This window comes from Pseudomonas sp. WAC2 (assembly GCF_030403525.1).
Lineage (GTDB): Bacteria > Pseudomonadota > Gammaproteobacteria > Pseudomonadales > Pseudomonadaceae > Chryseomonas > Chryseomonas luteola.
Window position 1 is genome coordinate 181,493 of record NZ_JAUEPD010000007.1, and the last position, 20,882, is coordinate 202,374.

Here is a 20,882-nt window from a genome sequence, read left to right on the forward strand (position 1 = left end):
AATCCCCTCACTTCAGGGACTTAGGCGCTTTGCAGCTCGTCTGACAGGGAGGCGATCTCTTCAATGGCGGCGGACAGCTCCTCCGCACCCTGCGATTGCTGCTTGGCAGCAGCAGCGGCTTCCTGAGCAGCATGCTCAGCTTCTTGGGCGGCTGCGGAAATCTGCTCAATACCTGATTTCACTTGCGCAATACTGGCGCTGATTTCTTCAGCAGACTTGAGGATGTCAGAAGAACCCACTTCCACGCTGGCAATATCACCGCCCATGGAATCCAGGTTGCGGGTAATAACCGTAGCTTTTTGAGCTTCGGCCAGGGCGGAACTGATGATTTCCTCGAGATCGCGACCTACTACACCAATCTGGTCCTGAACAGCTTTTACCAAGTCCTTGATGCGGTCAGCGTTCTCAGCCGAGTCATGGGCGAGGTTACGAATGTCTGTAGCCACTACCACAAAACCTTTACCAAACTCGCCGGCACGGGCTGCTTCGATGGAGCCATTCACGGCCAGCATGTTGGTTTGGATAGACACTGTAGTAATTGCGTCGACGATCTTGTCGATTCGGCGGGAGATCAGCTCCAGATCCTTGATCTGCTTCAAGCTAACACGCGTCGCTTCAATGGAAGCCATTACGCCATTCACTAAAGTATCGATATTGCCTTTGTTGGCACTCATCAGCGTCTTGATGGCAGAGGCCTTTTCCAGCCCCGTCGAGGCACGACTCTGAGCTAACTCCAGACCTGTCTCTATCTGAGTAACAGCCGCAGCAGATTCTTCTGTTGCAGCAGCCTGTGTTTGTGCGCCCTGACGGATCTGATCAATCACTGTTGCGATTTGGCTAGAAGCACGGTTAATTTCCTGAACGGCTGAAGACAGCTCCTCAGCCGCCGAAGCCACTTCTTCAGCACTCTTGCTGACATCGGTAGATGTCTTCAACTCTTCAGCCAATTCAGACAAACTCTGAGCGGCCTGCTCGCACTCAGCCAATGCCTGGGCCTGCTCATCAACTGTCTTGGCGGATTCTTCAGCGGCAGCAGACTGCTGTTCAGCAGCCGAGGCGATGGAGTCGGCACCACGCAAGGCTTGCTGAGCCGCCGCGCTACTTTGTACAGCGCCAGCAGCGATATCTTGAGCCCCCCTCACAATCTCGATGCAATCCAAACGGATCTGTTCGAGCTGTTGAGTAATAACGCCCCCCTTTTCTACTTCCGTCTGGATGGTTTCAGCAGAGAGGTTAATGCCTTGAGCGATACTCTCTACGTCATGCTGGATCTTCCCAACCATGTCGGAGATCTGCTTAGCGCTCTTTTCAGACGTTTCGGCCAGGGTACGGACTTCGTCAGCCACTACGGCAAAGCCTTTACCATGTTTACCTGCACGAGCAGCTTCAATGGCAGCGTTCAGAGCCAACAGGTTGGTCTGATCGGCGATACGGCCAACAGCCTTGACGATCTCACCGATATTGGCGGCTTGTTGCTTAAGTTCCGCCACACGCTCAACTGACCCCGCTTGACGCTCAGCAGCGATACCAACATTGGAAATAAGTGCAGTCACATCGCTATTAACGGTAGCCGCCAGGCGTTGCATCGCTTCAGACTTCTCTTGGGCAACTGCAGCGCTCTGCTGCTGCAACTCAAGTGAGCGCCCAACGATTTCGAAGGCCTTTAGAGACTGCTGGGCTGCACCTGAAGCCTCTTCAGCGCCGCTGGCGATCTGATCAGCCGCACGCTTCAGCTCCTCCGCTGCAGAAGCAGCCTCGTTCACACCTGTGGATAATTGATTGGTAGCCGCGGCAATACGCTCAGCAGCCTGCTGCTGCTTGGCCATGGTACGAGCGCGCTTGCGTTGTACTTCAGCATCACGGGCTACATTACGGGATACGACTTTTTCAGCTGCGGTGGAAGGCGCGGTGGGTTTCTTGACCAGTGCCATGAAAAACTTCCTCAACTACGAACGATGGTTTCAATGAAATGGATGCGTAACGCAGCTGGGTGGCTCCTGCTCACTCCAAAGCGTGCGGCCTGTCTGATGTAGGCCGAAACACTTCGGCTCGCCTGACATCCACGGCAGGCATATTTAAGCGTCGGTGCTCAAGAGAAACTATCGGGGAGAACCTGAGGTAAAACGTCTGCTTTTCCTAGGAAAAAACCTGAAACATCTAAGCCACCGAGCGGCTAAAGTTTCAGGATGGATGGCAGAATCGAAGGCCTGCCACGCCGTAAGCTCAAAAAAAAGCCGCTCTACAGCGGAGCGGCTCTATGACACAACAAGCTGAAAGAACTAAGTCATTTACCTAATGGCAATATGCTTTTCCTCAAAAATAACGGCGTCAATCGGCGGACTGATCAAGAAACCCTGCATCTGATCACAATGCAGTTCCTCTAGTAACCGTTGTTGCTCCAGCGACTCGACACCTTCGGCCACAACCGTCATCGACAAGGCGTGAGCCATCTCAATAACGCTTTTCACAATGGCACGATCAGAAGCATTGCTGGCCATCTCGTTAAGAAAGCATCGATCAATCTTGAGTGTGTCCGGCACAAAGGAACGCAAACTTCCCAAGGTCGAATAACCCGTACCGAAGTCGTCCACCGCTATCCGGACGCCCAACGTTTTTAGATCATTGATGATGGCGCTCGACTCGCTGCCTGCCTCAGGCATGATGGACTCGGTAAGTTCCAGTTCCAAGCAGCCCGGCTCGATACCATGTCGCTTCAAACTGGCTCGCACTTGCTCGCATAGGTCGGGCTGCAGCTGGCGAAGCGACAGGTTCACCGCTACTACAAAATGGCCTAGCCCCCTTGATTGCCACTCAGCCAGTTGCGCCAGAGCCTGGTCGATACACCAGAGCCCAACGGGCACGATCAGGCCGGTTTCCTCAAGCAATGAAATGAACCGTAGCGGACTAAGGAGACCATGAGCTGGATGTTCCCAGCGAATCAGGGCCTCGGCGCCACATACCTGTTGATTAGCCATATCCACTTTGGGCTGGTAATACAGAACGAACTCGTTTTGATCGATCGCACGACTAAGTTCAGCTTCAAGCTTAAGCGTATCGAAGCTGTGCTTGAGCAATCCTTGGTTGAAGAATTGATACCCATTGCGCCCAGCTTTCTGTACGGCGTACACGGCAGCATTGGCGTTCTTGATCAATTGCTCGGCCGTGTCGCCATCCAGTGGATACTGAGCTACACCGATGCAACCTGTCAGCCGGATCGATTCTGTCGCCAGTAAGAAATGCTCATCAAGCGACTGAAGCAAGGCCTTGATAACATCATGCACATGCGCCATTTCCTCCTCTCGGCTCAACAGTACCGCAAATTCATCGCTGGCTAGATTGGCAAGGTAGCCCCTTGCGCCTAGTACGGTCTGGAAACGCTCGGAAACCTGATTGACCAATTCATCCCGTATACGCTGACCCAGGCATTGCTGAACCCACTTGATACGATCAAGCCCAATGAAGAGTACCGAGAACTCGCGATTACCCTTTCCAGCCTGAACACATTGTTCTTCCAGACGTTTATGGAACATGACTCGGTTGGGTAACCCACTTAAACTATCGAAATGCGCAGCCGCATAAAGTTGTTCCTGGTAGGTACGCGCCTCGGTGATGTCTTCGGCGATACCCACAATACGAGCAACCTCTCCTTGGGCGTTCGGAAATGGAAAAGCCTTATTACGGACCCACAAAAGTTTACCGTTGGCATCGACTGAGCGGTACTCGACCTCAGCAGACCGGTGATGCCAGATCACTTCTTGATGAAAGCGCTCAACCAATGGCTGATCATCCTGATGGACAAGGCTGATCCATTGTGTCGCGTTCTCGTATAGCAACTCAGGAGAATGTCCCCATATTTTCTGGAAGGCTGGGCTTACATAGCTGACTTTTTCCTTGGAAATGTCATATACCCAGAAGACATGAGGAAGATATTCAACCATTTCCCTGAAACGAGCTTCACTTTCTTGAAGCTGAGCTAAAAGGTCTCGCTGAAAATCGATATCCATCAGCGATCCTGCGAAGCGCACCAGTACCTCCCCTTCCCGCTCGGCCTTGCCACGGATCCTGAACCAATGCCAGCCCATAGCCGTTTGCAGACGCAGCTCGATATCAAATGGCGCGTCGTGCACCAGATGGCACTCAAGCATAGATACCAACGCCTCGGTCTCATCGGGATGAGTCTGTTCAATCAACCACTGTGGAAACGGTTGATGCTCATCAGGGATGCTTGCTATCAATTCAATGAAACGCTCGGACAGGTAAAGCGCTTTACGCTGCGGGATCCACTCCCACAACCCATCGCTCGAGCCTTCGTAAATCAACTTGAGCCGTTGGGCCTGAGTATTTAGCGTTCGCTGAAGACGAGCCGTTTCGGTGACATCCTCATGCACAATAAGTAATTGCTTCTGCTCAGTGTCCATCAGCAGGGCAAACATCTTGAAGACGCGAACCTCATCCCCCAAGTCCATTTTGAACTCCAGGCTGAAAGGATCACCTTCTCCATCTAGCAGAGACTGGAGTTTAGCCAAAATAGTCTGCGCCACGGCCCCACCCCGGCCTGCCATACCTGCACAGAATTTCAGGTAATTCGTTCCAGCATCCGGCCAGTCCCACTGGGCGGGATGGGTATCAATAAACTGGGTCCACGCCTGATTGACGGTAATTACAGTACCGGCTTCGTCCAATACACATACCAACTGAGGTAGTGCATCAAGAATACTGCGTGTAAAGGCTTCCGCCTGAATCAGGCGCTGCTCGCGATGCTTCTGCAAGGACACATCCTGCATGCAACCGACCAAAAGGCCTTGGGGATGAGCTTTAGGGCGGAGCACCACGCCTGCAAATTGAAAGTTTCTCCATGTTCCCGACCGCCCGACGTGCTTGAGACGTAAAGAGACACTCAAGGAAGCTTTTCCCTCGGTCAAATCCAGCAGCGCTGAAACCAGACCCAGACGATCATCAGGATGCAAATGCTTCATCAACTCATCCTGATGCGAGCCACCTGCCTCCATGGAGATATTCAGGAGCTGTATCGCCTGCTCGGACAACATAAGTTCACGCGAGGCCAGATCGAATTGCCAATCAGCGAAACGACCAATTTCCTGAGCCAACCGCAGGCGAGTTTCTGTTGTCTGGCTCTGTTGGACGCTGGCGACATCCGAGGTGATGTTGCTAAAGAACACCGTGATACCGTTAGGCCGCGGATAGGCGCTGACACGATGCCATTGCTGAAAAGGCCGAAAATAAAATTCGAAATGACGAGGGAAACCGGAATACATTACATCCCGATAAGCCGAACCGAGTTCCCGATCTTCATCCTCTGGGTAAAGGTCCCAAATGTAAGCGCCCAATAGCTCTTTTCGTGTGCGCCTGAGCAGGACCTCAGCCATCTCATTGACCTGAATGAAACGCCACTCCTGATCGAGCCGATACATTCCTTCATCAAGGTTATTCAGAAGGGCATCAAATTCATCGTGGGTATTTTTAAGCTTGGCAGCGTTACGCTGAGCTTCGGTAATGTCCCAAGAGAACGCCAATATCGTCTCGATCTGCCCCTGCTGCCCACGGACAGGCAGGACCAGTACATCCCACCATTTGGATGTGCCGTTGAGGGTGTCACATTGGCCAACAAAACGCCCCGGCATGCCCAAACAGGCCTGATCAAATGCCTGACGCGCCTTTTGAGCCCATTCGTCTTTCCAGAAGCTCAACCAATCCGCGCCGTGGACCTGCTCGGAATTGCAAACTTCCATGAGCAATCGACCCTGGTCGTTCATGCTTAAAAGACGACCGCTCAAGTCAATCTCTTTAAGGCATACGTCAGGCGACTGGGTAAGGATCGAACTGAACTGCGCCAACAAGTGGTTGTGTATGTGCTGCTGTTTGAGTCTTGTCTTCAGCCGAGCCACCTTCCCCGAAAGATAGCTGACCGAAATAACCAACCCGCAAACGATCACGAGATGAATATCGATATCGTAGGGGTGGGGATCAATGACATACCAGACCAGACACCCTACAAGGGTAACCAGCCCGCAAACGCTGAACGCTTGCCAAGCCAGACGCTTTACCGTGGCCATTGTCAGCGCGCATCCCCAGACCAGTAACGCAACCTCTAGCCGGCCAAGGCCCAGGCAAAGGAGACTGACCATGGAAACGCCCAAGCAGAGCGCCCACGAGTAGGACACTGAAAACAAAGCAGAAGGTGCGTCTGAAGCATTATGACGTGAGAGATAATGCTCCAGGAAACGATCAGCTTGGGATGAAAATGAAGACATAGGGCACTCTTTCAATAGCCAGTGACCTAGTGTGCGAAACTTGCGCTACCTTGACTATCAGGGAATTCCCTAAGCCAATAGGCTGTTAATCCTCAGGGCTTATCAAGCCTTTACGTACAGCGTATAAAACCAGCGAGGGCACATCATGCAGATTAAGGCGGTCCATGATTTGCGAGCGATGGGTATCTACGGTTTTTACACTGAGTCCAAGGCCCTGAGCGATATCCCGTGTCGAGCAACCACGTGCAATCAAACGCAAGATTTCTGTTTGCCTGGGCGTCAATACCGAACCGCCGCTACTACTCTCGCGTGGCCGGCCTTCGACGATAGCGGACTGAATAACGGTCTGGGCAATGCCAGGACTTAAATACGACTCGTTACGGGCTAGGGCTTGCAAAGCAAGGTCTAGCTCCTGTGCAGCCGCATCCTTGAGCAGATAGCCCCGCGCACCTAGGCGTAACGCAGCCAGAACATAGTCAGGTGTAGCATGCATGGAAAGCATAAGAATCTGAACATCTGGATACTGTTCACGCCATTGGCGTAGCGCATCGAGACCACTAAGGTGCTTCATGCTGATATCCAATAATAAGATGTCAGGTTTATGCTCCCGCAGAATACTTTCTACATCGGAGCCATCTCCTCCCTCCGCCACAACCTCATAGCCAGGCTGGTCTTCGACCAAAGACCGCAGCCCAGCCCTAATCAAGGCATGATCATCAACGAGCGCTACACGGGTTACCAAGCTCATTCTCCTTTCATCAATTAATCGCAACAGGCAGAACCGCTGTGATACGTGTGCCTACGCCCGATATGCTTGAGATCCTGACCTTCCCGTTTAAAGAAGCCACCCGCTCATGCATGCTGGTAAGCCCCAGACTTCTGGCCCCCTGAGACGCACTGCTGACATCAAATCCGCAACCATCATCCAATATCTCTAATCTTAGCCCTTCGACGTCATGACTTAAGGTGATCCTTATGGAAGCCGCCTGCGCATGCTTAGCTACATTGTTCACGGCCTCCTGAATGATTCTGAACGCGACAACCGCCATGTCGGCTGACAGGTTATCCAACGTCCCTTCAACATTCAGCTCCCATTGAGTAGACGTAGCCCCTAGAAATTGGGACAGATGCCACCGCACGGCAGCTTCAAGTCCTAGTGTTTCAAGTTGTAGAGGATGAAGGGACAACGAGAGGCTTTTCACCTTGGCCAGAGCATCATTTACGCTTTGGCCAAGGTCGGTGGCTAATGTTTTGACTTCAGATTCATGGTCGAGTTTGCGAACAAGTCGTTGCAGGTGCAGCTTGATGCCTGTGAGCTGCTGCCCAATATCATCATGCAGATCGCGGGCCAGCTGTCGGCGCTCAAACTCCTGCACCTCGATCAGTCGCTGGGACAGACGTTGCAAGCTCTTATTGGCTACCTCCAGGTCCCGCCGCATCTGAGAGGCTTGACTGATATCCCGAACAAGCAACTGCACGTCACGGTGTCCATGCTCTTCAAGAATAATTTCAGCCAATTCAGCCTCGAATTCTGAGCCGTCCAGCCGTAATAATGTGATATGCCTGAATGTCTGCTCTTGCGTCAGACCTTTATGCAAGGCATCAAGGCGGTCCATCTCGCGCTCCCGATGATCCGGATGGAAACACAGCCCGATATCCAGCGCCCGTAACCGCGCACCTGAATGTTCGGCGAACATATGGCAGGCGGCTTTATTGGCGTATGTAACACGCCTCTGATGGATGATCAGTACACCTTCAGGAAGGCTATCGACCATGTGCTCGTATCGCTTCTGCTGCCTAGCCAGTGCCTGCTCGGCCACCTTGATTTCGGATACATCAATAAACGTCCCGAACAGTGTTCGAGCGACTCCCTGTTCATTTCCTATGAGTTGAGTACGCTCAAACACGTAGCGAAGCTCTCCATTATTTGGAGTAACCCGATACTCATGAGTGGTCTGCCCTACCGAAGCCGCCTCATGATATATCTTGGCCATGCGCGCTCGATCATCCCGGTGAATAAGAGAAAGAAAGCGCTCGAAGGTAAGTTCTTCCTGTCTGGGGTCCAGGTTGAGGATTGAATAAATCTCAGGCGACCAGCGAATCGACTGGTCTTTTAGATCCCGCTCCCAATAACCCATCATGCCGATATGCTGGGCCAGCTCAAGCTGCCTCAAGCTATTGGCCAGCTTTTTCTCAAGCTCGAAATGGGCACTGACGTTTTGTGCCATCAGAAGCCCGTAAGGTTCATGTTTGAAAATATGCTCATGGCAAAGCACATCTACATCCATGGAATTGCCGGATTGATTGATATGCTTGCGAATGCCAGAAAGACGCTGACTGTTAATACCGTTTTTATGGGTGCGATTTTTAACTTCATCCCTATCACTGGGTGCGTACAAGTCAGTGATCTTCAGCTGGGCAAATTGAGCACTGGTGTAACCATAAGTCCTGTGAGCCGCCTCATTTGCCTTGATGATAAGCAGACTGTGCTTGTCATAGAGCCACATGGGTGCTGGATGGATTTCGAATAACGCTCGGTAATCGCCTTCCGACTGGCTGATCAGTCGCTGGGTCTGAATTGCAATTTGAGTCAGCCGCTTGATAAACCACCATCCCGTGATGGCCGTAAACAAGGTAAATAGCAGCCCGCGAAGCGTATAGCTCCATTCAGGAAGCTTTAATGTCTCAATGACAAAGGACGTACCTACGATCCAAAGGACACCCACTACGGTATATATCAGAACCAGTCGCCATGGGGCTGACAGCAGGATATTTCGAGAGGACGACACTTGGGTGTCAATATCGGATGAACGCATAAACATCAAAGGACGGATTACCTATTCAAGTGACTCGCCTCAACACGAGGTGCTTATTTAACTAGTAGCACTGAATGGCCGTTTGGCTAAGTAAATCGACGCTGCATATCCCTTGAAACTGTCATCAGCCAAGCCTTTCCATAAGGATGTCGGCCTTTCCTTGATAAGCTTTACGTCTATAGCTGAAACGATTCATTACTTTCTTCTCAATAATTACGTATGGCGTGTTCAAACGAGCTGGGATTGTTGGCATCCGTTTCTTATATAGGCTGGTATTACTACTTGTTTGATGACCGTTCAGCTGCTAAAGCCGCTCTAGCCGGGAGGCTGGGGAACCAGAGCCCGAGAAGCCCAGTCGGAATTGACAAGCGCTGAATCATCAGCGCCACCAAGTCCAAATTCCTTGCAGCATTGAGGTGAGATGCCATGATGATCATCGATATCACCCGCAGCTATGCGCGCAATGTGTCTGCTGTGGCACGTATTCAAACTATTCAAGCCGCTAACGACGCTGATGCCGGTAGTGTTGATAACACCCCCCTTCCGCCTGAAAGCCCTACTTCGCTTTAAACCCACCGACTGAATCAGCCGATAAAGCCGCGCTTCGCGGCTTTTTGATTCCTAAGGACTCTGGATGATGTCCATCGACTGGTCGACATTTCTCTCCTCTCCGTGGCTGGCTACTCTGGTAGCGGCATGTGTTTCGATGGCGATCGCCAGTATTGCCGTACTGGTTATATCCACCGTACTTAAACGAATCGCGCGCCCTTTTTTGCTGGCCCAGACACTGATCCGCTACTCCGAGCGCCCTGCCCGGCTGCTGATTCCGCTGATAGCTTTGCAAGGTGTATTGGGTTCAGCGCCTGACACCCTGCCCCTAATTGGTGGCTTAAGGCACCTGACGGCTCTGATCACAATCGCTGCGTTTACCTGGTTGGGTTTACGGTGCGTAAAAGCCATTGGCGCGACCATTTCCATTCGTCACCCGGTCAATATCGAAGATAACCTTCGCGCCAGACGTATCCAGACCCAGACGCGCGTCATGGTGCGCAGCCTGGGTTTTGTCGTCTTTCTGGTAGGCCTGTCCTCTATGTTGATGACCTTTCCAGAGGTCAGGCAAATCGGCGCTAGTCTGCTCGCTTCCGCTGGTGTGGCCGGTATCGTGGCGGGTATCGCCGCACGCCCTGTACTGGGCAATCTCATTGCCGGTCTGCAGATTGCCGTGACCCAACCCATTCGGATTGATGATGTTGTGATCGTCGAGGGTGAGTGGGGCCGGGTTGAAGAGATTACCGGAACCTATGTCGTGGTGCGGATCTGGGATGATCGTCGCTTGGTAGTACCCCTGCAGTACTTTATCGAGAAGCCTTTTCAGAATTGGACCCGCACCAATTCCAGCCTCATGGGATCGGTCTTCATGTGGGTGGACTATTCACTTCCGATGGAGCCGATACGCGCTGAATTGGAGCGTGTGTGCAACGAAGTGCCCCATTTGTGGGATGGCCGTGTATGCGTCTTGCAAGTCACGGATGCTTCGGACAGAGCCATACAGTTACGCGTCCTCGTTACTTCTCCAGACTCGTCTAAGAACTGGGATCTACGCTGCCATGTACGTGAGCGTCTGATTGCCTTCGTAAATCGGGAATTTCCCGAGTGTTTGCCTCAGCTGCGGGCGGAAGTGGGTACGCAAATCAAACGGCCTCATTCAGTATCCGACGAAATGCACAACACGCCAGCTAGACAGCCTGAAATCTGAATTTAAGGCGATTACGCAGAGTACTGTCGCGTAATTGTAATGATCTTCGCTAAAGCTGCAGGCGCGTGCTTTATTTCAAACCAGCCAGAAGCGGCACGGTTCTAGCACGTTCGTCAAATGTGCATACCCAACCAGGAAACTTAGGCGAGCTGGCGCAGGTCATCTTTTATGCAGACTGGACTATCGGGCGCAACCTTGCAATGCCCTTTGTCCAGTCCCTTACAGGGGGACGTCGCCAGGGGGCTGTAAGCAGCATGGCTGTGGACGTTTTTGATCGGTATGTCGGCTTCGACGAGAAGCGTTCATTGGGCAAACCTCAGTCATTACTGCTTTTTGGGAGCGCAATATGGCAAATGCCGTTGTGGGGAAATTTGAAACGCTTGTAGCTGCGAACTCAGCAGAAGTGCGCAATGCCAATCGCTTCCCTACTCAAACCGACGAGCGCCAGCTCAAGCTGAGCTCAGTCGTTGAAACACGTAAGCGTATTTTGTTCGTAACACCCGAGATTACCGATTTCGTAAAAGCTGGCGGCCTGGGAGAAGTCTCCGCTGCCCTGCCACGCGCGTTGTCCTCCAAACATGACGTCCGGGTTCTTATTCCCGGCTATCGTCCTGTCATGGATGCCATCCGCGACGAAATGCAGATTGTCGGACGTATTCCGGCACTGGCTGCCATGCCTGCCTGCGACATCGCCCGTGTCGATCAGGAAGACGGTCTCGTGATTTATGTGTTGGTCTGCCCCGAACTCTATGAGCGTCCGGGCACACCTTATGCCGATACCCATGGTGCCGACTGGGTCGACAACCATATCCGCTTTGGTCGACTGGCTTCGGCGGCAGCGGATCTGGCGGCAGGTACGGCGTCCATTCGCTGGTGCCCTGATCTCCTGCACCTGAATGACTGGCAGACAGGCCTGGCCGCAGGTTATGTGCAATGGCGCGGACTGAAGACACCATCAGTGATGACCATTCACAACCTGGCCTATCAAGGCGTGTTCCCCCGTTACTGCATGGCAGACCTCGGTATCCCAGCCGAAGCGTTTTCCATTGACGGCCTTGAGTATTACGGCAAGATTTCCTTTCTCAAAGCAGGCTTGAGCTACGCCAGTCACATTACGACGGTAAGTCAGACTTATGCCAAGGAAATCACCACACCTGAGTTTGGTTGTGGGCTGGAAGGTCTGCTTCAGGTCAAGGCCAGGCAGGGCAAGCTGTCTGGAATCCTCAACGGAATCGACGAGGGCTGGGATCCTTGCAATGACCCACACCTGTGCCAGAGCTTTTCTCCCTATGACTGGACAGGCAAGCAGGCCAACGCAGAGCGTATCCGTGAAAATTTCGGTCTTGAAGTCTCTGAAGGCCCCTTGTTCGCGGTCGTTTCCCGTCTGGTGCACCAAAAAGGTATCGATCTGACCATTGAAGCAGTTGACCACATTATTTCCCGTGGCGGTCAGCTGGTGATCATTGGCTGCGGAGAACCTGCGGTCGAGCGCGCGGTGAATGAGCTGTCCAAGCGCTATAAGGGTCGCGTTGGTGTACACGTAGGTTTCTGCGAGACCGAAGCTCGCCGCATGTTCGCAGGCAGCGACTTCCTGCTGATGCCCTCTCGCTTCGAGCCTTGTGGCTTGAGCCAGATGTATGCGCAGCGCTTTGCCTCTCTGCCAATTGCACGCCGTACAGGTGGTCTGGCAGACAGTATCGAAGACGGTGTTACCGGTTTCCTGTTCGACAGGCACACCCTGGAGAGCTACACGAAATCTATTGATCGTGCGTTCGAAGTGTTCGAGCGTAAGGATCTGTTGCAAGCTATGCGTCGACGCGCCATGAACGGCCCGTTCTACTGGTCTCAGAGCGCTCAGCCGTACGATGAGCTCTATCAATCGCTGCTTTCTAAAGTTCGTCAGGAACAAGCTGCGATCTGATTCAACTTTAGCGCCATCTTTCTGGTCATAGAAAGAACACTCCCGCCTTCATGGCGGGAGCGCGCACCACAAACCGAACCTGCACCCACGTGCCTTACCCTGCCCTCCACTGGGAGACAGAACGCATGAAGGACTTGTCACGCCCGTCCAAAAATAACCGCTACGCCTGGCAATGCACGGCTGGCGCCACTCTTCTCTCCGACAATCGTACCCAATTCTGTTTCTGGGCCCCCAGCGCCACGGCTGTCGACGTAGTGCTCGATGGCGGCATGATTGTTCCCATGCAAGCCCTCGATGGGGGTTGGTTCAGCGCTGAAGCCGCCTGTGGTGTCGGCACACGCTACCGCTATCGTATCGGTGACCTTCTGGTTCCCGATCCTGCGTCCCGGGCCCAGGCGGGTGACGTACATGAGGCCAGCATTGTCATTGATCCGCATACCTATGAATGGCGTCATACCGAGTGGAGCGGCCGTCCCTGGCATGAGAGTGTTATCTACGAAGTCCATGTCGGTACGCTGGGTGGATTCAAAGGCGTTGCAGATATTCTGCCCAAGCTGGCTGCACTCGGGGTCACGGCCATCGAGCTGATGCCGTTGAGCGAATTCCCTGGCGGTCGCAACTGGGGTTATGACGGTGTGCTGCCCTACGCCGTGGAATCCTCCTACGGCACGCCTGAAGATCTCAAGGCCATGATCGATACGGCCCATGAGCATGGTCTTATGGTGTTCCTTGATGTGGTCTATAACCACTTCGGCCCGGACGGCAACTACCTGCACGCCTACGCCGAAAAATTCTTCCGTGAAGACATCCACACGCCCTGGGGTGCAGCCATTGACTTCCGTCAACAGGCCGTACGCAGCTACTTCAAGGACAATGCCTTGATGTGGCTGATGGAATACCGCTTCGACGGTCTGCGCTTCGATGCGGTCCATGCCATTGGTGACAAGGGTTTCCTCATGGAAATGGCAGACGAGATTCGCTCAACGGTCGAGCCGGGTCGCCATGTGCATCTCGTTCTGGAAAACGAGGACAACACCGCCTCCCTCCTGGGCGGCGTACATTACGATGGGCAGTGGGCGGATGACTGGCACAATGTGATTCATCCCATGATTACCGGTGAGAACGAAGGGTACTACCAGGACTTTACCCAAGACGCCACTGCCAAGCTGGTTCGTTGCCTGAGCGAGGGCTTTATCTACCAGGGCGAAGACACTCGCCACGGCAAGGGGCGCGGGGAGCCGAGCAGCCATCTGCAACCAACGGCCTTTGTCATCTTCCTGCAGAACCACGACCAGATTGGCAACCGTGCCCTTGGTGAGCGCCTGACACTTCTCGCCCCAGAGAATGCTCTAAAAGCCGCTACGACTCTCTTGCTGCTCAGCCCCATGATTCCACTGCTCTTCATTGGTGAGGAATGGGGTAGCCGGCAGCCCTTCCTGTTCTTTACCAGTCATAACGAAGAGTTAGCCAAGCTGGTAAGAGACGGTCGCCGCAACGAGTTCAAGGATTTCGAATTTTTCACCCATGAAGAAAACCGGGAAAAGATCCCGGACCCTAATGCGGTTACCACCTTTGAAGATTCGAAGCCCAATTTTGGAGAAGCGGACCAGCCAGATCATGCCTTGTGGGTCGGGCTATACAAAAAGCTTCTCGAGATTCGCCATCAGGAGATTATTCCGCGTCTGCCTGGTGCTCGTCCGGCAGAGGCTAAAGCGTTAGGCGAAAAGGCGGTCACCGCCTGCTGGACGCTGGGTGATGGTGCCCGCCTTACGTTGGAAATCAACCTGAGCGAGCAAGCCGTTTCTGTCGATGCCAAGCAACCGGGTCGACTGCTCTTCGCCAGCATGGACAATGGTCTCTCCACGCGCGAACAAGGCCAACTGGCTGGACATACCGCCTTCGCCTGGCTGGAGGATGCTCAATGAACGATTCTGACCAACTGCACGCACTGGCAGAAAAAGCTGGCATCTCCATTCACTGGGATGCCTATGACGGCACGCCTCAACAGGTATCGGATGAGGCCTTGTGTAGTCTGCTCGCCGCACTTGGCTTGCCCGCAGATTCGGAGGCGGACATCAAGGCCAGCCTGGCCAAACTGGATGAGCTGGAAGACAGCGAAAACCTTCCTCCCCTCATTACCGGAGACTGCAACAAGCCTGTCGGCTGGACAGGTCAGTTCAAGGCTGGACAGACCTATGCGCTTACCCTTGAATCGGGTAGCAGCGTGACCGGCAAGGTGGACGGGAACGGCCAACTCGCACCCATCGACACCATGGGCTATCACACCCTTAAAATAGGTGAACAGCAGGTCACCCTAGCGATCGCACCCGAGCGCTGCTACAGCATTGCCGATGCCCTGGGTAAACCCGAACCGCGAACCTGGGGCCTGGCCGTGCAGGTGTATAGCCTGCGTCGTCCCGGGGACGGTGGCCTAGGTGATCTGAAAGCGCTGGAAGAGTTTGTCCGCTCGGCGGCAGAGCTGGGCGCCGATGCGGTTGCTATCAGCCCGCTGCATGCCATGTTCAGTGCTGACGGCAATCGTTACAGCCCCTATTCACCCTCCAGCCGGATGTTTCTCAATATTCTGAATGCTTCTCCTGCCGCGATTCTGGGTGAGGAAGCGCTACAGCACGCCTTGGACAAGACTGGTCTGGCGCAGGAGTGGTCCCGCCTGGAAGGACTGGAGATGGTCGACTGGCCTGCCGTGGCCAAGACTCGCCTGCGTGTACTCAGGGCGCTGCACATGGACTTCCGCGTGAAAAGCGGTGAGTTGCAGGATGATTTCAAGGCCTTCCGCCAACAGGGTGGCGAAGCGCTGGAAAACCACTGCCGGTTCGAAGCGCTACACGCATCCTTTGCCCATGGTACCGCGGCGCCCAGCTGGCAGCACTGGCCAAAGGAATATCAGGATCCTCAAAACCCTGCCGTCGCCACGTTTGCGGAAACCCATGCACAAGACGTGGAGTTTTACGCGTTCACGCAGTGGCTGGCCGCCCGCGGCCTGGAAAGCGCGCAAAAGGCTGCCCAAGCGTCAGGTATGAAAATCGGCCTTGTCGCTGATATTGCCGTAGGCGCCGATGGCGGCGGCAGTCAGGCATGGAGCCGCCAGGAAGAGCTGCTGTCATCCGTCAGCGTAGGAGCGCCACCTGATCTGCTCAACCAGCGCGGCCAGGGCTGGGGAATTTCTGCATTCTCACCCTCAGGCTTGCAGCGTCATGGCTTTCGGGCATTTCTTGAAATGCTCAAGGCGAATTTTGCCCACGCAGGCGGTGTACGTATCGACCATGTGATGGGTCTGCAACGACTGTGGCTGGTGCCCGAGGGCGCCTCACCGGCCGATGGCGCCTATCTGTCTTATCCCATTCAAGACATGCTTCGTCTAGTGGCTCTCGAGTCCTGGCGTAACGAATGCATTGTCATGGGTGAAGACCTGGGCACCGTACCGGAAGGGTTTCGTGAGCGCCTGATGGAAAAGTCCATCATGGGCATGCAAGTGCTGATGTTTGAGCGCGACGAAGACCAGAACTTCAAAGAGATCGAGGATTGGAACAACACCTCCATCGCCATGACCACGACGCACGATCTTCCTACCATGACTGGCTGGTGGATCGCGCGTGATATCGAGTGGCAGGCCCGTCTGGAACAATTGGCGGAAGACACTACCGAAGAAAAAGAAAAGCAGAAGCGTGTAGAGGATCGCCAGCGCCTGGCCAAGACATTGGGCCTGAAAGACACCAGCCTTGACAGTGCCAAAGCGGCTGTAGATGCCTGCATAAGCCATATCGGTAAAACCCCGGCACCACTGGTTATCCTGCCGGTTGAAGATGCGCTGGGCCTGGAAGAACAAGCCAACCTGCCCGGCACCATTGATAGCCACCCCAATTGGCGCCGTCGCTGGCCGGATCAGGCCAGCACCCTACTCAATAACGAAACCCCCAAGCGTCGCCTGCAGTTACTGGCGGCAGCCCGTCAAGAAGCGGAGAGCCACTCATCATGAGCCCAGTGCGCGCGACTGTTCGCCTGCAGTTTCACAAGGACTTTACCCTGGATGATGCCATTCCCCTGGTCGATTATTTTGCCGACCTGGGCATCAGTCATATCTATGCCTCCCCCATCACCACGGCGAGAGCCGGCTCGGTTCACGGCTATGACGTTGTGGACCCTACCCGTGTCAATCCTGAACTGGGCGGTGAAGAGGCCCTGCGCCGTTTGGTTGCCCGTCTGCGCGAGCGTGGCATGGGACTGATCGTCGACTTTGTACCCAACCACATGAGCGTGGGCGGATCGGAGAATGCGTGGTGGCTGGATGTGCTCAAATGGGGACGCCATAGCCCATACGCCAAATTCTACGACATCAACTGGTACAGCCCCGACCCTGAATTGCATGGTCAGCTACTGCTGCCTTTCCTGGGTGGCGCTTATGGTGACATCCTGCAGGCCGGTGAGTTGAAGCTGGTATTTGATGAGAAAGACGGTTTCCGGGTCGAGTACTACGCGCACCATTTCCCTATTTCACCGCCTACCTACGCCGATATCCTACGCGCAAGCGATGCCTCCGAGTTGCGCCTGTTTGCCGATGCGTTCGAGGCCCGCGAGGGTGACCGTGAAGGCGCCAACGAGGCCGTTACCCAGTTGGCAGAAAGTGCTCGTCAAAACCCTGTAGTCAAGGCAGCGCTGGACCAATGCCTGGCAGCTTTCGATGCAAGCGACGCGGCCAATCACGAGCGTCTGCATGCGCTGCTGGAGCGTCAACATTACCGCCTGGCAAGCTGGCGTACCGCTTCCGACGATATCAACTGGCGCCGCTTCTTCGATATCACCGAATTGGGTGGCCTGCGCATGGAGCGCCCCGAGGTCTTCGACGCGCTGCATGCCATGATTTTCCGACTGATCGGCGAAGGCTTGATCGACGGTCTGCGCCTGGACCATATCGACGGTCTGGCCAATCCCCGTGGCTATTGCCGTAAGCTGCGTCGACAGATCGATACGATCTGCCAGAGCCGTCCTAACGGCACGCCTGAAGGCGGCTTCCCCATCTATGTGGAGAAGATCCTTGCCGAGGGCGAGCACCTGCGTGGCGACTGGGGCATTGACGGCACCACCGGCTATGAGTTCATGAACGAAGTGTCGGGGGTTATGCATGATCCGGCCGGCGAAAAACCTCTGAACGAATTCTGGGCTGAAAAGACCGGACGCCCAGCCGACTTCATGGAAGAAGTTCGTGAGGCGCGCCGCCTCGTGGTTACCACTGCACTGGCCAGTGAATTCGAATCCACTGCGCATACCTTGCATGTTGTGGCTCAGCAGGACTGGCGTACCCGTGACATCAGCCTGGGTTCCATTAGGCGCGTCTTGCTTGAGCTGATTACCTACTTCCCGGTTTACCGCACTTACGCCAGCGCAGCCGGCTTTACTGGTGAGGATGAAAAGTTCTTCCAGAAAGCCGTAGACGGTGCGCGCCCCAATCTTTCGGAAGCCGAGCTACCAGTACTGGAGCTGCTGCATGAATGGTTGGGTGGCAAGGCTCCCTGCCGTCAGCCGGTGGGTAGCGTGGCACGTCGCGAGCAGCGTCGCGCTATTACCAAGTTCCAGCAGCTGACCTCACCCGTTGCAGCCAAGGCCGTGGAAGACACCTCCTGTTACCGCTCAGGCGCCCTGCTCTCGCGCAACGATGTAGGGTTCGACCCACAGAACTTCAGCCAGAGCACAGAAGAGTTCCATGCAAGCAGCAAGCTGCGGTCCGAGCAGTTCCCACGCAACATGCTGACTACCGCGACCCATGACCACAAACGCGGCGAAGACACACGAGCACGCCTCGCGGTCATCTCCGAAATGGCTGATCTCTATACCCAGGCTGCAACCCGCTGGTTGGAGATGGGTTCACCGCTGCGGGGAACCTTTGCTGACAAGCCTGCCCCTACCCCGGGTGATGAGCTGATGCTCTACCAAACCCTGCTGGCTAGCTGGCCGCTTGATCTGGCAGCCGATGACAGGCAGGGGCTTCAGGCGTATCTGGACCGTCTCCTGCCCTGGCAGGAAAAAGCCTTACGTGAAGAGAAGCTTGAGTCAGACTGGTGGACGCCTAATACCGAATACGAAGCAGCGTGCCGTAATTTCCTGGAACAATTGATCACCGGTGAAAAAGGCGCGGCACTTCGTAAGGAAATTGTCGAGACGGTAGCCCGTATCGCTCCTGCAGGTGCGCTGAACGGCATGACCCAGGCGGTGCTTAGAATGACCGCACCCGGTGTACCGGACCTCTATCAGGGATGTGACTTCTGGGATCTGAGTCTGGTCGAGCCTGACAACCGCCGCCCGGTGGATTACCCGCCTCGCATCGCTGCGCTGAAAGAGGCCAAGGCCCCGGCAGAGCTGCTTTCCAGCTGGAAGAATGGCCGCGTTAAGCAGAGTGTAATTGCAAGAACCCTGGCGGCCCGTACCTCCCATGCGGATGTGTTTCTCAAGGGCCAGTACATACCGCTGGAAGTCTCGGGAGCACAGGCGAGCCACGTGCTGGCATTCGCCCGTGAGTATCAGGGCAAGGCCGCTATCATTATTGTACCGCTACGCGTTTGGCGCTTCATTGGGGAGAACCCCACTCCCTCTTTTGAGGCATCAGCATGGCAGGACACCTCTGTAAAAGTGCCAAAACAGTTCATCGATCAAATTTTTACGGAAACTTTCAGCCATTCATCTGTCCATGTGAAACAGAGTGAACTTTCATTAAGCGAGCTTCTTGCGAGCTTTCCTCTTGGTTTATTGATTACACAAGACCTGTCACAAGGAGAGACATTATAATGAGTCAACGCACCGAACGCATTCAGCAGCTCGCCTACCAGATTTGGGAGTCCGAAGGTCGCCCTGCTCATCAGGAGCATCGCCATTGGGAAATGGCTACCAAGCTCTATGAAGCCGAGCAGCAGCAAGGTGTAGCGCCTGAAGCTGCAGCAGCGCCTGTAGCCAAGCCCAAGAAGCCTCGTGCAACCAAGCCCAAGGCTGCCTCGCTGGCCGAAAAAGCGGTCGAAAAGGTCAAGGAAGCCGTTAAGCCCAAGACTGAAAAGCCTCCGGTCGAAAAAACTACAGCTGCCGCTGCAGCGCCCAAGAAGCCCCGTGCTCCGCGTGCCAAGGCCGTACCTAAAGAGTAAGTCCTGCCTTAATGTCTCTGCCCCTTCTGCTACTAGCAGAAGGGGTAAACACTTTTTCTCTTTGGTATGTGGCTCTGCCTATATATCAAAAAGCCATATACCTTTTATCCGGATACTATCAACGGCCGATAAAAGGCTGGAACTAGCCTTCCCTCTGCGTATCAATTCCAGCACTCGATTCAAGGTGTTCGGGTGTAATTTTAATCCTATGAGAATTGATGCCATGGCACACCGTCCTGAAGTTCCTCAACCTGACCCGATCGTAAGTGACAATCCTGCCAAGATGCCTAGCTGCATTGAGTTTGAACCACGCGATCTAGACGGCTGGTTAACTTCCGAGCCTAATTGCTGCCAACTAAATGCCAATCCACACACGGCGGATTTTAATTAATCAGTTAAGACTCAAATGAATAGGTCTTACCATGCGCCATCTATTTGCAGGTAATGTTCTCAACCTACCATTTAAGCAAGCGATGAGCATCCAAAAAAGGCCTGGACCGCTCGTCAGCCGTGGGCTCTAGCGGGTGAACCGTAGCCTCATGAGGCTATCCCATACAGTGAAGGGTTAGCAGTTAATAGCGGTAATAACTGCTATTTCCAGAAACCAACGTGAGGGTAAATTCATGACTGCCAAGAACAACAATCCTGGTAATTTTGCCAATGATCGTGAAAGAGCGGCCGAAGCCGGACGTAAAGGTGGCCGTAATAGCGGAGGCAACTTTGCCAACGACCGTGAGCGTGCAGCTGAAGCCGGCCGCAAGGGCGGTTCCAAATAAAGGGCGGTTCCAAATAAAAGGTGTTGATCTTCCGACTCGTTACTAAGTTGTATTGATCACCATTAAAAAGGCGGAAAAGAATGAACATTCTTTTCCGCCTTTTTAATTCAATCTGAAATTTATAACTCTACAAATCTTATACACGAAACCTTATAAAAATAACTAATTATTTATTGAAACTTGCGCTGCTTCGCTC

11 protein-coding genes and 1 pseudogene are annotated in these 20,882 nt (G+C 54.0%); 8 read left to right on the forward strand and 4 right to left on the reverse strand.

Annotated elements, in window-relative coordinates:
• Positions 1-20 precede the first annotated feature (20 nt).
• The 4 genes from QWJ10_RS16320 to QWJ10_RS16335 all read right to left on the reverse strand — a co-directional run bounded on the left by QWJ10_RS16320 (position 21) and on the right by QWJ10_RS16335 (position 9,061).
• The gene (locus QWJ10_RS16320; RefSeq protein WP_125888413.1) at positions 21-1,931 is read right to left on the reverse strand and encodes a methyl-accepting chemotaxis protein; all 1,911 of its coding nucleotides are present in this window, start codon (positions 1,929-1,931) and stop codon (positions 21-23) included.
• Positions 1,932-2,288: 357 nt separating this feature from the next.
• A complete protein-coding gene (locus tag QWJ10_RS16325) occupies positions 2,289-6,272 on the reverse strand; it encodes an EAL domain-containing protein (RefSeq protein ID WP_289928035.1) in 3,984 nt (1,327 codons plus the stop codon).
• An 85-nt stretch (positions 6,273-6,357) separates the two neighbouring features.
• Entirely contained in the window at positions 6,358-7,014 is a 657-nt protein-coding gene (locus tag QWJ10_RS16330; RefSeq protein ID WP_010798358.1) for a response regulator transcription factor, read from the reverse strand.
• Between the two features lie 16 nt (positions 7,015-7,030).
• Positions 7,031-9,061: a PAS domain S-box protein gene (locus QWJ10_RS16335; protein ID WP_289928037.1), complete on the reverse strand. Its 2,031-nt coding sequence runs from the start codon at positions 9,059-9,061 to the stop codon at positions 7,031-7,033.
• 453 nt (positions 9,062-9,514) lie between these two features.
• Here QWJ10_RS16335 and QWJ10_RS16340 point away from each other — a divergent pair, with 453 nt between their 5' ends.
• From QWJ10_RS16340 to QWJ10_RS16375, 8 genes and pseudogenes are all read left to right on the forward strand, one after another.
• Entirely contained in the window at positions 9,515-9,658 is a 144-nt protein-coding gene (locus QWJ10_RS16340) for a hypothetical protein (RefSeq protein ID WP_010798360.1), read from the forward strand.
• A 64-nt stretch (positions 9,659-9,722) separates the two neighbouring features.
• Positions 9,723-10,844, forward strand: a complete 1,122-nt coding sequence (locus tag QWJ10_RS16345; RefSeq protein WP_019365617.1) for a mechanosensitive ion channel family protein — start codon at positions 9,723-9,725, stop codon at positions 10,842-10,844.
• 346 nt (positions 10,845-11,190) lie between these two features.
• On the forward strand, positions 11,191-12,765 hold the full coding sequence (gene glgA, locus QWJ10_RS16350; RefSeq protein WP_289928038.1) for a glycogen synthase GlgA: 1,575 nt from the start codon (positions 11,191-11,193) through the stop codon (positions 12,763-12,765).
• Positions 12,766-12,890: 125 nt separating this feature from the next.
• Positions 12,891-14,690 (forward strand): malto-oligosyltrehalose trehalohydrolase, encoded by a 1,800-nt coding sequence (gene treZ, locus QWJ10_RS16355; protein ID WP_019365615.1) that lies wholly within the window; start codon positions 12,891-12,893, stop codon positions 14,688-14,690.
• The gene (malQ, locus tag QWJ10_RS16360; protein WP_289928041.1) at positions 14,687-16,762 is read left to right on the forward strand and encodes a 4-alpha-glucanotransferase; all 2,076 of its coding nucleotides are present in this window, start codon (positions 14,687-14,689) and stop codon (positions 16,760-16,762) included. The genes treZ and malQ overlap by 4 nt, the downstream gene beginning before the upstream one ends.
• Positions 16,759-19,563, forward strand: a complete 2,805-nt coding sequence (gene treY / locus QWJ10_RS16365; RefSeq protein ID WP_289928043.1) for a malto-oligosyltrehalose synthase — start codon at positions 16,759-16,761, stop codon at positions 19,561-19,563. Before malQ ends, treY begins: the two co-directional genes overlap by 4 nt.
• A complete protein-coding gene (locus QWJ10_RS16370; protein ID WP_019365612.1) occupies positions 19,563-19,910 on the forward strand; it encodes a DUF2934 domain-containing protein in 348 nt (115 codons plus the stop codon). The genes treY and QWJ10_RS16370 overlap by 1 nt, the downstream gene beginning before the upstream one ends.
• Positions 19,911-20,551: 641 nt before the next feature.
• Positions 20,552-20,686, forward strand: a pseudogene (locus QWJ10_RS16375) (general stress protein); the annotation flags it as partial.
• Positions 20,687-20,882: the final 196 nt, after the last annotated feature.

What these genes read in the sequence shown, in the direction of transcription:
- QWJ10_RS16325 (WP_289928035.1), bottom strand. Translation starts at nt 6,272, where the DNA reads ATGTCTTCATTTTCATCCCAAGCTGATCGTTTCCTGGAGCATTATCTC.
- glgA (WP_289928038.1), top strand. Translation starts at nt 11,191, where the DNA reads ATGGCAAATGCCGTTGTGGGGAAATTTGAAACGCTTGTAGCTGCGAAC.
- treZ (WP_019365615.1), top strand. Translation starts at nt 12,891, where the DNA reads ATGAAGGACTTGTCACGCCCGTCCAAAAATAACCGCTACGCCTGGCAA.
- malQ (WP_289928041.1), top strand. Translation starts at nt 14,687, where the DNA reads ATGAACGATTCTGACCAACTGCACGCACTGGCAGAAAAAGCTGGCATC.
- QWJ10_RS16320 (WP_125888413.1), bottom strand. Translation starts at nt 1,931, where the DNA reads ATGGCACTGGTCAAGAAACCCACCGCGCCTTCCACCGCAGCTGAAAAA.
- QWJ10_RS16345 (WP_019365617.1), top strand. Translation starts at nt 9,723, where the DNA reads ATGATGTCCATCGACTGGTCGACATTTCTCTCCTCTCCGTGGCTGGCT.
- QWJ10_RS16340 (WP_010798360.1), top strand. Translation starts at nt 9,515, where the DNA reads ATGATGATCATCGATATCACCCGCAGCTATGCGCGCAATGTGTCTGCT.
- QWJ10_RS16370 (WP_019365612.1), top strand. Translation starts at nt 19,563, where the DNA reads ATGAGTCAACGCACCGAACGCATTCAGCAGCTCGCCTACCAGATTTGG.
- treY (WP_289928043.1), top strand. Translation starts at nt 16,759, where the DNA reads ATGAGCCCAGTGCGCGCGACTGTTCGCCTGCAGTTTCACAAGGACTTT.